Raw genomic sequence first — 14,378 nt, forward strand, 5'->3', positions numbered from 1 at the left:
GCGAGGCGGAAAGGGAATTAGGGCATTTCCTAACTTCTTTTTCTACAATAAAGGCGTGACAGGTACCCCTGATGAGCAAGAAGCAGAAGAAGGATGTCCCAAACGACATCATGGACCGGGCCTCCCAACGCGTTTTCAATGCGCTGGCCTCGGAGCCCCGGCGCATGATCCTCGTTCATCTTTCCGGCTCAAGCCTGACTGCGGGTGAAATCTCCTCGCGTTTCGACATGGCGAAACCGTCGATCTCGCAGCATCTTGCCATTCTCGAGAATGCGGGCCTGATCGAGGGCGACAAACGCGGCCAGTTCATCCACTACAGCCTCTTGCCCGATCCGTTGCGCCGGACGCTACGAGGTTTTGTCGACTATGTAACCCTGCGCGAAAACGGCGAAATCACGAAGACAGCGAAAAAAGCAGCCGACAAGCCAACAAGCTCCGGCGAGAAGAAATCCAAGAAACAGGACACGAAGGCATCCATCGAGGCCATGGAAAAGAAGCCGGGCAAACCGGAAAAGGAGCTGCCACAGCAGATGGGCCTTCTCGATTTCCTCTCCGCCCTCGACTGAGCCCCAGCCTTCAAATGCATACGGGCGGCCAAAGGCCGCCCGTCGAAGAATTCGTCGCGATGTCGCGAATCTTACATACCCTGCGAGCCACGGTTCATCGCGGCAATCCCGGTCCGGCAGATCTCGTTCAGGCCAAGCGGCTTCATGATCGCCACGAACTGATCGATCTTCGACGATTTCCCAGTGATTTCGAAGATGAAGTGCTCGACCGTTGCATCGACAACCTTCGCGTGGAAGGCATCGGCCAGACGCAGGGTCTCTGCCCGCATTTCGCCCGACGACACCACCTTGACCAGCGCCACTTCCCGCTCGATCGGGCGCTCCTGGCCAAGCTCGCGCGCCCGCACCGTCAGATCGAGCACCCGGTGAACCGGTACGATACGTTCGAGTTGCGCCTTGATCTGCTCGAGCACGTTCGGCGTGCCCCGCGTGACGATGGTGATGCGCGACAGATGCGCCTCATGCTCGGTTTCCGAAACTGTCAGGCTTTCGATATTGTAGCCACGGCCGGAAAACAGGCCGATGACCCGGGCCAGCACGCCCGGCTCGTTGTCGACCAGAACCGAAAGCGTATGGCTCTCGACCGCTGCGGTTTCCTTGGCGATGAAATAGGCCGAACCGGTCGGCTGAAGCTGTGCACTCATGATCTTCAATCCTTCGGTTAAACGAGCTGGCGGCCCTTGGCGTCGATAGCGGTTGCAACGGCCTCATCGGTCGCCTCGTCCGGCAACAGCATTTCGTTGTGCGCCTTGCCCGACGGGATCATCGGGAAGCAATTGGCGAGGTTGGCGACCCGGCAATCGAAAATCACCGGCTTGTTGACCGAGATCATCTCGTTGATCTTGTCGTCCAGATCGTCCGGCTTTTCGCAGCGCAGTCCGACCGCGCCATAAGCCTCCGCCAGCTTGACGAAGTCCGGCATCGCTTCCGTATAAGAATTCGACAGGCGGTTGCCGTGCAGCAGCTGCTGCCATTGGCGCACCATGCCCATATACTGGTTGTTCAGGATGAACACCTTGACCGGCAACTCGTGCTGGATGGCGCAGGACATCTCCTGGATGCACATCTGGATCGAGGCGTCACCCGCAACGTCGATGACCAAAGCGTTGCGATGGGCAACCTGAACGCCGATCGCCGCCGGCAGGCCGTAGCCCATGGTGCCGAGGCCGCCCGATGTCATCCAGCGGTTCGGCTGTTCGAAGCCAATATACTGTGCCGCCCACATCTGGTGCTGGCCGACTTCGGTGGTGATGTAGGTGTCGCGGTGCTTGGTCAGCTCATACAGCCGCTGCAGCGCATATTGCGGCATGATCACGTCCTTGGACGGCGTATAGGCGAAGGAGTTGCGAGCCCGCCACTTGGTGATGCTCTCCTTCCACTCGACCGTCTGCGCCGTATCCGGCTTCTTCGGCAGGGCGCGCCAGGCACGAACCATGTCTTCCAGGACGCTGCCGACATCGCCGGTGATCGGCACGTCGACACGAACATTCTTGTTGATCGACGAAGGATCGATGTCGATATGGATCTTCTTCGAGTTTGGCGAAAACGCATTCAACCGGCCGGTGATACGGTCGTCAAAGCGTGCGCCGATGCAGACCATGACGTCACAATCGTGCATCGCCATGTTGGCTTCATAGGAACCGTGCATGCCGAGCATGCCGAGCCAGTTCTTCCCCGATGCCGGATAGCAGCCGAGACCCATCAGGGTCGAGGTGATTGGAAAATCGGTCAGGCCGACCAGCTCGCGCAGCAGCTTGGTGGCTTCCGGGCCGGAATTGACCACGCCGCCACCGGAATAGATGATAGGGCGACGGGCATTGGCCATCAGCTCGACCGCAGCATGGATCGCACGCTGGTCACCCTGCAGCTTAGGCTGATAGCTGCTGGCAGGCTTGTGCGCTTCCGGCGGCGTATAGGTGCCCGTGGCAAACTGGATGTCCTTCGGAACATCGACCAGAACCGGACCCGGGCGGCCAGACTGGGCAATCCGGAAAGCTTCATGGATGATGCCTGCGAGCTGATTGACGTCCTTGACCAGCCAGTTGTGCTTGGTGCACGGGCGGGTGATGCCGACGGTGTCGCATTCCTGGAAAGCGTCCGAGCCGATCAGGGCAGTCGGAACCTGGCCGGAAATACAGACAAGCGGAACGCTGTCCATCAGTGCATCCTGCAACGGCGTCACTGCATTGGTCGCGCCGGGGCCAGAAGTGACCAGCAGCACTCCGACCTTGCCGGTCGATCGTGCATAGCCTTCGGCCGCATGACCCGCACCCTGCTCATGGCGAACGAGGATGTGCTGGATATCGTCCTGCTGGAAGATCTCGTCATAAATCGGAAGCACCGCGCCTCCGGGATAGCCGAAGATGTGCTCTACACCATTGTCTTTCAGCGCGCGCAGAACGATTTCGGCGCCGGTCATCTGGTTGTCTTTACCCGTCATGCTGTGGTTTCCATCTGCCTTCTGGATTTTAGGGCTGATACCCCGGTTTTGGGCATAAAAAAAGGCCCCTTGAGGAGCCTGTCATCTAGCGCATGGGTGGCTAACGCCGGATGGTTACACCATCCTGCCCATGCGCTGTCCCACCACGATAAGTACGTTCGAGTTTTTCATGGTGCGAAGTGTTAGCCACAAACGATCTGAGCGTCAACGCATCATTGATGAATTTTTACGCCCTTTGGCGCACTTTTATTGCGCAGCTGATCTCCAGCCATCGCGCGGGCGGCAGCTATACGAAGTCTTAAGTCGTTCACGGATAGGCTCTCGTCTAACTGGGAGTTATCTTGTTGAACGATGATCTTCACAAGTCTGGCGCTGCCGGAGACCAAGACCGCCGCGATGTCATGCGGCCCGGCAATCGCATGCTCGGACGAGTCGTCGCCTGTAACGGCGCCCGGGCAACCATTGCAGCCGTCGCCGAAGATGGTGGAACCGACCTGACCGAACTCTGGTCGGTCGGCCGGCTGATCTCGATTACCGTCGGCAAGAACCGCGTGGTGGCACTTGCATATTCGATGCAAACCGGATCGAAAAACTGGGGCGAAGGCGAGGACAACTATTTCCTGATCGAAGTCGAACTTCTCGGCGAGGTTCATGTCGACATCGACGGATCGGAAGTCTTCTCCACCGGCATCTCGCGCTACCCATATCTAGGCGCCATCGCCCACCGCATCCGCGCAGCCGACCTCCTGCGTATCTACGACACCCGTCAGGGCGACACCTGCGTCATCGGCAAGCTGACCCAGGATGAAACCATCGATGCCGCCATTCATGTTCCATCCATGCTGTCGAAACACTTTGCGGTTGTCGGCTCGACAGGTGTGGGCAAATCAACCGCGGTTTCGCTTCTCTTGCGCAAGGCGATTGAAAGCGATCCGAAACTGCGTGTGCTGATCCTCGATCCGCACAACGAGTTTGCCGCAGCTTTCCCTGATCACGCCGTGGTCATCGACACAGATACACTGGACCTGCCTTTCTGGCTGATGCGGCTGGAAGAATTTGCCGAAGTGCTGTTCCGTGGCCGCCCGCCCGTCCCCGAAGAGCTGGATATCCTGCGCGATCTGATGCCGGAGGCCAAGCGCGCCTTCCGCGGCAACGAATCGGCCCTGATGCGCCGCGCCTCGGACAAGAGTTCGATGACGGCCGACACACCGGTTCCCTATCGCATTGCCGATCTGATGGCCCTGATCGACGAGCGCATCGGCCGCCTCGAAGGGCGCGGCGAAAAACCGTTCCTGCGGGCGCTGAAAATGCGCATCATGTCGGCGATCAACGATCCGCGCTATCACTTCATGTTCTCCAGCAACACGATCAGCGACACGATCATGGAGACCATCGCCCATATCTTCCGGATTCCGGGCGACGATCGACCGATCTCCACTTTCCAGCTCGCCGGCATCCCGTCCGAAGTGGTCAATTCGGTCGCCTCTGTCCTCTGCCGCATGGCCTTCGAACTGGCGCTCTGGTCGAACGGTGCGATCCATATGCTGGTGGTCTGCGAAGAGGCCCACCGCTACGTGCCGGCGGACCAGAGTCTCGGCTTCATTCCGACACGCCAGGCCATTGCCCGCATTGCCAAAGAGGGCCGCAAATACGGCGTTTCGCTCGGCATCATCACCCAGCGCCCCGGTGAACTCGACCAGACGATCCTGTCGCAGTGTTCGACGCTGTTTGCCATGCGCCTGTCGAACGATCGCGACCAGGAGATCATTCGCTCGGCCATTCCCGACAGCTCGATCTCGACGACAAGCTTCATTTCGTCGATCGGCAACGGCGAGGCCATCGCCTTTGGCGAAGCGATCGCCGTCCCGATGCGCATGCGCTTCACCCGAGTCGAAACAAGCCACCTGCCGAAGGCGAACGGTGCGACAGCCAAGAGCTCCGAGGAATCGCCCGATACCGTCGATCTGCGCTCGATCATCGGCCGCATGCGCGCCATTGCCGCGCCGGATATCTCCGCCTTCCAGCAAAGCTTTGATTCCGCAATACTGGGCAACCGCCGCACCGGCGATCCGGCAGGCATCTACGATGATGAAGACCCGGATGATTTTGGCGACGATGACTATCCCGCACCGGCCTTTGCTGGTCGCGAACAGCGACCATCGCTTGCGCCGTCGTCTTACGATCCCCCGCCGTTCCGCCACACCTTGCCGGCAGCTGAAACACCAGCAATAGAGCCCTACCGACCAGACATGCTGCCGCGCAATCCGCCAGCCGATGACGGCCAGCGCTATCGACAGGAAGCACCGGCTCCGGCTCCCGCCTTTTCCAGGGAACCAGCAACCACGGCACCAGGCTTCGGCACATCGACGTTGCGCCGCGAATCCGGGCCCTCGCTTCGCGAGAGCATCCTGAAGAAGCCGCTTTCAAGCCTTTACAAGAAGGACTGAACTGCGACTGGATCGACACTGCGAACGTGGGTCAGGCGGGCTTTCGTTGCGCCGGATCGATCCTCAACCAGGTCTCGTCCATTTGGTTCCGGAACCAGGTCATTTGCCGCTTGGCATATTGCCGAGTTGCCGCAGAGGCGCGTTCGACAGCTTCCTGCCGACCGACCCTGCCAGCCAGCATATCGGCGATCTGACTGACGCCGATCGCCTTCATCACCGGCATCTCCGGTGACAGGCCCTGAGCGAGCAAGGCCTCCACCTCCTCGATAGCGCCCTCCTCCATCATCATCGAAAACCGACGATTGATCCGCTCGTGCAACACGGCCCGGTCTGGCAAAACCACGAACTTCTCGGTTCGCGCCGGATCGACAATCATCGGACCCGCCTTGCCCTGAAAACTCGAGATCGACCGCCCGGTCGCCTCAATAACTTCGAGCGCCCTGACGATCCTCTGCCCATCCTGCGGTCGGAGTTTCTCCGCCACCACCGGATCGCGTGCGAAAAGCTCCGCATGCAGAACCTCCGCCCCCTCGCCGACGGCACGCTGACGAAAGACATCCCGGATAGCCGCCGGGATAGTCGGCATATCCGACAGTCCACCGGTGAGAGATTTGAAATACAGCCCCGTGCCGCCGATGATCACCGGCATCCGCCCCTTGGACTTCAGGTCCTCGAGAAGACGCCCAACCTCGCGTAGCCAGTCTCCGGTCGAGTAGCGGGCCGAAGCGGGGACATGGCCGTACAGCAGATGCGAAATACCCTCCATCTCGGCCTCGCTCGGTCGCGCCGTCACCACGCGCAAAGTATCGTAAACCTGCATGCTGTCGGCATTGATCACGACACCGTCATGGCGACGCGCCAGTTCAACCGCCAGAGCGGACTTGCCGCTGGCGGTCGGCCCGGTTATCAGGATCGCGTCGATGTCTTGTCTAGGATCTTCCATCATGGCCTTGGTTGCCACGCTTGTTGCCAATCCGTCAAATCCCGTTCTCATCCAGGCACTGGGAGAACGGGCCGCCGCCTCTGTTTCGGCCTCTGGTCTTTACTGGCTTGCCGACGGCATTGCCTGCGACATCGCTCTGAAAGACGGTACCGAAGCGGCAATTGCCGAAAACCGGCTGCGCGACGCCATCGCGGACCTGCCTATCGATGTTATCGTCCAGGACGCGGACACCCGCCGCAAGCAGTTCCTGATTGCCGACATGGATTCGACCATGATCAGTCAGGAATGCATCGACGAGCTGGCAGCCGAAGTCGGCCTGAAAGACAAGGTCTCGGATATCACCGCCCGTGCGATGAACGGCGAGATTGCTTTCGAGCCGGCCCTTCGCGAGCGCGTTGCCCTGCTCAAGGGTCTGCCAATTTCGGTGGTCGACGAGGTGATCGCCAAGCGTATCACGCTGACACCTGGCGGGCCGGAACTGATCGCTACGATGAAAGCGAAAGGCTACTACACCGCGCTGGTTTCCGGTGGCTTCACCGTCTTCACCTCGAAGATCGCCGCAACGCTGGGATTTGACGAAAACCGCGCCAATATCCTGCTGGAAAGCGGCGGACTGCTGACCGGCGAGGTCGCTGAGCCTATCCTCGGCAAACAGGCCAAGGTTGATTCGCTGCTCGAAATCGCTAACAGGCTCGGCCTCCGACCGGAAGACACGCTTGCCGTCGGCGATGGTGCCAATGATCTAGGCATGCTTGGCATCGCCGGTTCCGGCGTCGCCCTGCATGCCAAGCCGACGGTCGCAGCCCAGGCGAAAATCCGCATCGACCACGCGGACCTGACCGCCCTGCTCTATTTACAGGGTTACAGAAAGACGGACTTCGTTACGGTCTGATCCGGCAGGGAGAGCCATGATCGTCCTTGAAACCACAAGGCTTTATCTGCGCAACTGGCGCGAAACCGATCGCGATCTGTTCCGAGAGATCAACCGCGATCCAAAGGTGATGGAGTTTTTTCCGTTCCGGCGTAGCCGCGAAGACGCCGACGCGCTGATGGACAAAGTCACGTCGATGATTGCCGATACCGGTCTTGGCTTCTACGCCGTGGCTGACAAGGTAACGGACGAGGCCATGGGGTTTTGCGGCCTGTCTCCTGCGGGTCTGCCCGATATCCTGCCTGACGATGCAATCGAGATCGGCTGGCGGCTCGCCACCCGTTTCTGGGGCAATGGCTACGTAACCGAAGCGGCAAGAGCGCTTTGCCATTTTGGATTCGACAACAAGGGCTTGCACGAAATCTTTTCCTTCGCGGTCGAAGCAAATACCCGCTCCATTGCCGTCATGCAGCGAATCGGCATGTCGGCTGTCGAAAATGGCGCATTCGATCATCCGCGCATACCGGACACGCATCCGGGGCTGAAACGGCATGTGCTGTATCGCAAAACACCACAGACAGCCCCTGAATAGGCACGGCGGCACAAAATCATCAAAGATGACAATCTGACATTTGCGATTTATTCAAGATTAAGTTGTTTCGCATATATCAAGTTGCATGCACAACCGATCGCGATCCCGACTATTTGCAAAAATCTTGACGCTGGCCGACACTTTCCTCCGCCTTGGGGAAACGGGCAGCAGCGAGGAAGAAATCAATAGAATTCGGGCCGTCCGGCTGGCCACGGTCTGGAACAACACGCCCTGGATGATGGCAGCCAACTTCGGCAACGCCGTTTTGACCATCATCGTCTTCGCCAACCATCCGTCCGCCTTGCTGGTCAACATCGTATGTGGACTGCTGATAGCGATCGCCCTTCACACCAGCTTCGGTTGGTGGCGCGGGCGCGGCAAGGCGGTCCGCAAATATGCCAGCATTCGCGGCACGCGCAATGCGGTGATTTACGGCGCATTGCTGAGCTTCCTCTGGGCGACGATCGACATTATCGGCTTCGCCGACGCTACCGGCAGCCAGAAACAGGTCCTTATTGCACTGACGGTCGGCATGACAGCCGGTGCCGGATTTGCCCTCGCCACCGTGCCCGCTGCGGCCATAGCGTTCTGCGGCATAATGGGAATGGGTGTCGCGATATCCTTGCTGCTGACACCGGATGTGATCGGCCTCTATCTCTTCGCACTTTTCCTGATCTATGTCGCCATCATTGTCCGCGCGTCTCTGGCACTTTGCAAAAGCATCACCGAGCGCGTGCAGGCAAAGTTGGCAGCCCTGGAACAGCGCGATGTGATCAATCTTCTTCTCAACGATTTTGAGGAAAACGCCGCAGACTGGCTTTGGGGCACAGATGCGGACATGCGGATCGATCACGCCTCGCCGCGCTTTTGCGAACAGTTGCAGGTGCCCGACACATTCATTCTCGGCAAGCCGATCATCGATGCGCTGCCCTTCGCCCGGATCGGCAGCAAGCCGATCGACGGGACAGAGACACGGGAAGACTATCACCGTCGCATGTGCCAGAAGCAATCGTTTCGTGACGCCGACATCTGTGTGGAACAGGCCGGAGAACTGGCGATATGGTCGCTGACAGCCAAGGCCATCATTGACGCTTCCGGCACATTCACAGGCTACCGTGGCGTCGGCCGCGATGTAACCGCCAGTCGTGAAGCCCGGCTGCGGATCGAACACATGGCACGCCATGATCCGCTGACTGATGTCGGCAATCGCACCTTGCTGAACGAAGATCTCACACGCGCCATTGCACGTCACGAGCGCTTCGCAGATCCTTTCTCGGTCTTGCTGCTGGACCTCGACCGCTTCAAGCAGGTCAACGACACGCACGGCCATGGCGTCGGTGACGAATTGCTCCGGGAGGTCGCTCGGGTACTGAATACGCTCTGCGACGAGACCGACACTCTGGCACGTCTGGGCGGAGACGAGTTCGCCATTCTGCACATGTCAGCGGAAGGCCCCCAATGCTCCGGCATCCTCGCTACACGCATCATTGAAAGACTGCAGCGACCCTTCTCCCTGAAATCCGGCACGGTCCAGGTCGGAGTCAGCATTGGTATTGCCTGCGCGCCGATCGATGGCACCGAGGCCGACCAATTGCTGCGCAATGCTGACCTTGCGCTCTACCGGGCAAAAGTCGATGGCCGCAATCGCTTCCACTTCTTCGACACGTCCCTCGATGCTTCGGCACGCCGCCGCAATCAGATCGAACACGAACTTCGCATGGCGCTGACCAACGACACCCTCTCCCTGAACTTCCAGCCCTTGATCAGCGCGGAGAGCGGAAAGGTGGTCTGCGCCGAGGCTCTGTTGCGGTGGAATCATCCAACATTGGGGTCAATCAGTCCCGCGGAATTCGTGCCGATCGCCGAAGAGACAGGCCTTATCACAGGCATCGGTGCCTGGGTGGTCAACCAGGCCTGCAAGCTTGCGGCCGATTGGCCGGCGCATATTCGCGTCGCGGTCAACCTGTCACCGCGCCAGTTTATCAGCCCTGGATTGCTGCCGATGATTGAAAACGCGCTGCAGCAGAATTCCATGACGGCAGCGCGGCTCGAACTCGAACTCACCGAGAGCCTGCTCATGAACTCCACGCCCGGCGTTGGGGAGACACTTCAGGCGTTGAGCAGGCTTGGCCTGCGTATCGCGCTGGATGATTTCGGCACCGGCTTTTCGTCGCTGAGCTACCTACGCCACTATCACTTCGACAAATTGAAGATCGACCAGTCCTTCATCTCCGACCTCGAAACCAACGCCGACAGCCGCGCTATCGTCAGCTCGATCATCAATCTGGCAAAGGAACTGCGTATGTCTATTGCCGCCGAAGGGATCGAGGCGACAGGTCAGCTCGACCTCTTGAAGCAGTTCGGCTGCGGCGAAATACAGGGCTATCTTGTCAGTCGACCGATGCCGATCGAGCAGTTCGAAGCCTATCTCGCCGCTGAAAGCAGCGCGCCGCTGCGTCTCTCCGCCTGATCGGCTATTCGAGCGGGACTGCAACGAGCCGCAGATTGCCTTCCTTGTCAGCAATCATCAGATACCCGCTGCGCCGTCCCTCACCCTTGATGCTGGTCAATTTCTCGGCCACCTGCTGCGGGGTCTTCATGAACTCCTGCGCCACCTCGACAATGACGTCGCCGGCCTTGAGGCCCTTTTCCTCGGCCTTGGAACCGGGCAGGATTCGTGTGATCACCACACCCTCGACGCTCTCGGCAATTCCATAGGACTTGCGGGCTGCGTCATCCAGCACTGCGATCTCCACTCCGATCAGGCCTTCGGTCACAGGTGCCGCCGATTTCTGCTCGGCAGGCGCCGTCTGGTCCTGCTCTGCGGATTGCCCGTCATCCGGCGTCTGGCTGTCGGGGGACTGGTTTTCGCCATCGGGCGTCTCGTCCTCTGGCATCGCCTGATCCTCGTCCTCCGGCGCGACGCTCTGTTGTCCGTCTTCGGTTTCGTTGCTGGCAACTTCGTCATCTTCCAGCCGCCCGAGCGTGACCTTGACACTCTGCTCCTTGCCGTCCCTGAGGATGACGACATCGAGCGGCGTGCCGATCGCGCTTTCTGCCACGATCCGGGTCAAATCCCTGGTCTCGCTGATCACCTTGCCATCGAATTTGACGATGATGTCACCGACTGCGATCGGCCCTTTTTCAACCGGGCCGCCCTCGACGATGCCGCTGATCATCGCGCCGCGTGCCCGACCGATCTTCAGACTTTCGGCCACCTCGTCGGAAACCGGCTGGATGCGCACGCCGAGCCAACCGCGACGGGTTTCGCCGAACTCCTTCAACTGGCTGACGATATTGGCGGCAAGCTCCGTCGGCACGGCAAACCCGATCCCGATCGAGCCGCCACTGGGCGAAATGATCGCCGTATTGATGCCGATCACCTCGCCGTCCATGTTGAACAGCGGACCACCGGAGTTGCCCTTGTTGATTGCAGCATCGGTCTGGATGAAATTGTCGTATGGCCCGGCATTGATATTGCGGCCGCTCGCCGAAATGATGCCGACAGTGACCGATCCGCCGAGACCGAACGGATTGCCGATCGCCATGACCCAGTCACCGATCCGCATCTTGCGGGAATCGCCGAACTTGACGGAGGTCAGCGGCTGCGGTGGTTCCACCTTGAGCAGCGACAGGTCTGTCTTGGTGTCGGTGCCGATCAGCTTGGCCTTGAGCTTGGAGCCGTCGGAAAAGATGACCTCGATATCATCGGCATTCTCGATGACATGGTTGTTGGTGACGATAAAACCGGTCGGATCGATGACGAAGCCCGACCCCAGCGAATTGACCTTGCTGTTGCTGTCGCCGCCTTCACGGTTCTTGTAGAAATCCTCGAATAGCTCCTGGAAGGGCGAGCCTTCCGGCACCTGCGGCAATGGTCCGTTGCCCTCTTCCTTGACGCTTTGCGAAGTCGAGATATTGACCACAGCGCCGAGCAGCCCGCTGGCGAGATCGGCGACCGATTCCGGTCCCTGCGCGAAACTCTGCTGCGGCGCACAGACGGTTCCAAGTGCTACAGCGCTGCCAATCAGGAAGGCCGGCAGGATCGTTCGCAAAGTGCGGGCGTTCGTGGTCATGGGCTTCCTCATTGTCGGTTTCAGTCCTGCTATCGGAACATAAGGCGGATTGGCAGAAGGGGAAATCACATTTGCCGGAAATCCCCTAGCGCAGACTTGCGACCAGATCTTGTCAACCGCGCAAAAACCACACGATGCCGACGCCGAAAATGATTGCGACAAGTCCCGAGAGACGCAGATGTTCCTCGGGAATGCCTGGCAGCAACTGTGCCATGCGCACAATAAAACGAGGGGCCAGTGCGTAGACCAGCCCCTCGATTATCAGAAACAAGGCAATACCTGTCAAAAGGTCTGCCATGGCAGTTTAGTTTCCGGCAGGAGCCGGAACCGCTGGCGTACCTGGTGTCTGGCCGGTTCCCACGCCGCTGTTGAAGAAGCGGAAGAAATCGGAATCCGGCGACAGAACCATGGTCGTGCTCTTGTCGCTCAGCGACGCCGTGTAGGCTCGCATCGACCGATAGAACTCGAAGAAGGCCGGGTCACGCGAGAAGGCCTCAGCGAACAACCGGTTGCGCTCGGCATCGCCCTCACCGCGAAGGATTTCCGAATCGCGCTGCGCTTCCGCCTGCAATTCGACAACCTGACGGTCGGCGATCGCGCGGCGGCGCTGGCCTTCTTCATTACCGCGGGCGCGGATCAGTTCGGCCTCGGCAAGACGCTCGGCCTTCATGCGGTCGAAGGTCTGCTGCGACACTTCCTGCGTCAGGTCCGTGCGACGGATGCGGACATCGGAAATCGTGATGCCGAGCGTTTCCGCGTCCGCCTTCAGGTCGCTGCGGATTTCCTGCATCATCGAAGAGCGCTCATCCGACAGGGCCGCCTCGAAGCTGCGCTGACCATAGACACGGCGCAGCGATGCATCGAGACGCGTCCGAAGGCGCGCTTCGGCAGATTCCCGGTCACCGGACACGGTTTCACGGAAACGACGAGGATCGGTGATGTTGTAGACCACGAAGGCATCGACTTCGTAGAACTTGCCGCCCGAAACCTGGACACGGATATTGTCGAGGTCGAAACGCAGCGCCTGGTCTTCGACATACTGGACCCTGTCGGCATCGGCAAAGGCGAACGGCAGCTTGAAGTACAAGCCAGGCTCGCTGTAGACGTTCTGGATCTGACCGAAGCGGACAACCACCGCCTGCTGGCGTTCGTTGACGACGAAGACGGACGAATAGATCAGCACCAGCAATACGGCCAGACCGATCAGGATTGCAGCCAAACGATTGGACATCTTAGTTGCCTCCCTGGGTCTGCGCCGGCCGCGTGATTTCGTTCAGCGGCAGGTAGGGAACCACACCCTGCTTCTCGTCGATGATGACCTTGTTGGAATTCTTCAGAACCTGCTCCATGGTTTCCAGATAGATGCGCTGGCGGGTAACGTCAGGCGCCTTGCTGTACTCGTCATAGATCGAGACGAAGCGCTTGGCCTCACCGTCCGCTTCCTTGACGACACGGTCCTTGTAGGCTGCCGCCTCTTCGCGGATCTGCGCAGCCTGGCCTCGCGCCTGGCCGAGCTGGGTATTGGAATACTTGTTGGCTTCTTCGACGAAACGATCTTCATCCTGCTCGGCGCGTTGCACCTCGTCAAATGCGTCAGCAACCTCGCGCGGCGGAGCCGCATCTTCGATCGCCACGGCATTGATGGAGATACCGGCTCCATAGGCATCCATGGTGCCCTGGATGATCGCCTTCACGCCAGCCGCGATGTCCTGACGCGCATCGCGGAAAATGTCCTGCGCAGGGCGACGGCCAACAACTTCACGCATCGCGCTCTCTGCCACCTGCTGCAATGTCTGCGCCGGGTTTTCGAGATTGAAGAGATAGGCCTTCGGGTCCGAAACCGTGAACAAAACCGAGAACTGAACGTTGACGATGTTCTGGTCGCCCGTCAGCATCAGGCCAGCGCTCGAATTGCTCGAATTCGCGCGACCGCCGATATTCTGCTGCTGTTCGGTGACCTTGACGATTTCCACCGTTTCAAACGGCCAGAAATGGAAGTGCAGGCCGGGCATGGAGATGTCTTCCGTCGGCTTGCCGAAGCGCAGCTCGACGCCGCGTTCGTCCGGCTGGACGGTATAGACAGCCTGGATCAGCCAGAAGGCTACGAGGACGAGGGCAAGGATAGCCACCACGCCGCCGTTGAACCCACCCGGGACCACGTTTTTCAGACGATCCTGTCCACGACGGATCAAATCCTCCAGATCGGGGGGCGTGTTGTTGCCGCCACCGCCACCACGTGGCCGGTTCGGCCCCTGCCCCCAGGGGCCCTGATTATTTCCGCCGCCGCCGCCGCCCCATGGACCGCCGCCGCCGCCGTTCTGATTGCTCCAGGGCATTCATACCTCTTTTGTTGTAAAATCGCTCCCAAGCCCCTCGCGGACACCCCGGAAGGCAAGCGCGCAAATGACTGCCATGGTTATAGGTATCAGCCTGCTGGCTTTCA

At 59.7% G+C, this 14,378-nt stretch carries 12 protein-coding genes; 5 read left to right on the forward strand and 7 right to left on the reverse strand.

Annotated features, from left to right (window positions below):
* Positions 1-71: 71 nt before the first annotated feature.
* A complete protein-coding gene (locus IM739_RS24105; RefSeq protein ID WP_336886386.1) occupies positions 72-566 on the forward strand; it encodes a metalloregulator ArsR/SmtB family transcription factor in 495 nt (164 codons plus the stop codon).
* A 71-nt stretch (positions 567-637) separates the two neighbouring features.
* Here the strand turns inward: IM739_RS24105 and ilvN are convergent, their stop codons facing one another.
* Together ilvN and IM739_RS14530 are read right to left on the reverse strand one after the other, a co-directional pair.
* A complete protein-coding gene (gene ilvN, locus IM739_RS14525) occupies positions 638-1,210 on the reverse strand; it encodes an acetolactate synthase small subunit (RefSeq protein WP_237368421.1) in 573 nt (190 codons plus the stop codon).
* Positions 1,211-1,227: 17 nt separating this feature from the next.
* A complete protein-coding gene (locus IM739_RS14530) occupies positions 1,228-3,006 on the reverse strand; it encodes an acetolactate synthase 3 large subunit (protein WP_237368422.1) in 1,779 nt (592 codons plus the stop codon).
* A gap of 341 nt (positions 3,007-3,347) precedes the next feature.
* Between IM739_RS14530 and IM739_RS14535 the strand changes: the two genes are divergently transcribed.
* A complete protein-coding gene (locus IM739_RS14535) occupies positions 3,348-5,453 on the forward strand; it encodes an ATP-binding protein (protein ID WP_237368423.1) in 2,106 nt (701 codons plus the stop codon).
* A 31-nt stretch (positions 5,454-5,484) separates the two neighbouring features.
* Here IM739_RS14535 and miaA read toward each other — a convergent pair whose 3' ends face one another.
* Positions 5,485-6,399, reverse strand: coding sequence for a tRNA (adenosine(37)-N6)-dimethylallyltransferase MiaA (gene miaA / locus IM739_RS14540; protein WP_237368424.1), 915 nt, complete (start codon positions 6,397-6,399; stop codon positions 5,485-5,487).
* Between miaA and serB the strand changes: the two genes are divergently transcribed.
* The 3 genes from serB (at position 6,398) to IM739_RS14555 (ending at position 10,329) form a co-directional block, all read left to right on the forward strand.
* Positions 6,398-7,288: a phosphoserine phosphatase SerB gene (serB, locus tag IM739_RS14545; protein ID WP_237368425.1), complete on the forward strand. Its 891-nt coding sequence runs from the start codon at positions 6,398-6,400 to the stop codon at positions 7,286-7,288. The genes miaA and serB overlap by 2 nt on opposite strands.
* A gap of 16 nt (positions 7,289-7,304) precedes the next feature.
* Positions 7,305-7,859 carry a GNAT family N-acetyltransferase gene (locus tag IM739_RS14550; protein ID WP_237368426.1) on the forward strand — a complete coding sequence of 185 codons (555 nt, stop codon included), beginning with the start codon at positions 7,305-7,307 and terminating at the stop codon, positions 7,857-7,859.
* 124 nt (positions 7,860-7,983) lie between these two features.
* Positions 7,984-10,329, forward strand: coding sequence for a putative bifunctional diguanylate cyclase/phosphodiesterase (locus IM739_RS14555; protein ID WP_237368427.1), 2,346 nt, complete (start codon positions 7,984-7,986; stop codon positions 10,327-10,329).
* A 4-nt stretch (positions 10,330-10,333) separates the two neighbouring features.
* Here the strand turns inward: IM739_RS14555 and IM739_RS14560 are convergent, their stop codons facing one another.
* The 4 genes from IM739_RS14560 to hflK form a co-directional block, all read right to left on the reverse strand.
* Positions 10,334-11,935 carry a Do family serine endopeptidase gene (locus IM739_RS14560; RefSeq protein WP_237368428.1) on the reverse strand — a complete coding sequence of 534 codons (1,602 nt, stop codon included), beginning with the start codon at positions 11,933-11,935 and terminating at the stop codon, positions 10,334-10,336.
* A 112-nt stretch (positions 11,936-12,047) separates the two neighbouring features.
* Entirely contained in the window at positions 12,048-12,233 is a 186-nt protein-coding gene (locus IM739_RS14565) for a DUF2065 domain-containing protein (RefSeq protein WP_007598994.1), read from the reverse strand.
* 6 nt (positions 12,234-12,239) lie between these two features.
* Positions 12,240-13,166 carry a protease modulator HflC gene (hflC, locus tag IM739_RS14570; protein ID WP_237368429.1) on the reverse strand — a complete coding sequence of 309 codons (927 nt, stop codon included), beginning with the start codon at positions 13,164-13,166 and terminating at the stop codon, positions 12,240-12,242.
* A gap of 1 nt (position 13,167) precedes the next feature.
* Entirely contained in the window at positions 13,168-14,271 is a 1,104-nt protein-coding gene (hflK, locus tag IM739_RS14575; protein ID WP_237368430.1) for an FtsH protease activity modulator HflK, read from the reverse strand.
* Positions 14,272-14,378 lie beyond the last annotated feature (107 nt).

It is taken from the genome of Rhizobium sp. SL42 (genome assembly GCF_021729845.1).
Lineage (GTDB): Bacteria > Pseudomonadota > Alphaproteobacteria > Rhizobiales > Rhizobiaceae > Allorhizobium.